This window comes from Pseudomonas sp. HR1 (genome assembly GCF_030175875.1).
Lineage (GTDB): Bacteria > Pseudomonadota > Gammaproteobacteria > Pseudomonadales > Pseudomonadaceae > Chryseomonas > Chryseomonas oryzihabitans.
In genome coordinates, this window is the sequence record NZ_JASNRF010000029.1 from 1 (window position 1) to 1,119 (window position 1,119).

General features: G+C 57.3%; 1 protein-coding gene. It reads left to right on the forward strand.

The genetic code is table 11. The features are described 5' to 3' along the window. On the forward strand, positions 1-567 hold a 567-nt coding region (locus QKY98_RS23375), incomplete at its 5' end, for a replication initiation protein (RefSeq protein WP_284671673.1). Positions 568-1,119 lie beyond the last annotated feature (552 nt).

Here is a 1,119-nt window from a genome sequence, read left to right on the forward strand (position 1 = left end):
GAACGTAAGCGCTGGGTCGATGCTGCACGTTACATCGCTGGCGAGGGGAGGGTGGAGCTGTCTTTCACGATCCACGTTATGCCGTACCTATCCCGACTTCACACCAAGCTCACCAGCTACGACCTCCGCCGGGTCGCTCGTCTCGACTCTACTCACTCGTTTCGGCTGTTTGAGATGCTCATGCAGTTCAAGAAAACCGGATGGGCATACATCGAGATCGAGACACTCAGGACCGCTTTAGGGCTTTCTGACGCCTACCAGCGCTTCAACAATCTCCGCCAGCGCGTGATTGATCCTGCTGTGGAAGAGCTGCGTACCAAGAGTAGATTGGATGTCACCTACGAACTGAAGCGTGAGGCGAGAAGAGTCGTTGCGATCAAATTCATGTTCAAGGATCTCGCGCAACAGTTACCGCTAAACCTAGGTGACGAGGAGCTTGTGCCCTTGACTGAAATTGATCTGCCTGAGGATCCCAGTTTACTGCTGGCGTCCGCCTTCGAAGATTTGAGTGAGGACGATCCGAACTTCACCTTTCCCATTGATGTAGATGAGTCAGGTAGCACGTAAAGCTTGTTCTCGCCCGACCGCGATCACCGTGCCGGTGAGCAGCCTGCAATCGGGCCGGAAGACGCCGCCTAGCTGATCAAGGACTGTGCGGGTGCCTAGCAGGCCGTTGGCTAGCTAGTTGGGCAGAATGGCGAACGCCCACACCGGAAAGCCAGTACCTCGGGCGATTTTGGGAAAGGTCGCTGAAATTGGGGTGCTGGCCTCGGGGACCTGGTCCTAGTTGGCCAGCACTTCAATCTGGTAATGATCGCGTCTGAGAACGTTGGACTCGACGGAATAGTCATCGCGGCTGATGGCGCTGCCCTGATCGGTATCCTTAGTCTCAGGACCGGAAGCGGCAACTCCGTGCGCTCCTTCGAGGTAGGCAGGACCTCACGACTGCAACCCGCGCAGCATGCTACGCCCTTGGCAACGAGGCTCTGAATACAAGCCCAGTCCGGCCAGCGTTGCGACCAGCCTATACGCAAGGCGACGCAGGCGCCTGCGGGAATTGGCCCAAGGTGCTTTACCCAGGCTTGTCCGTTGGCGAGCGTCACCAGATTCGGGTTTGCT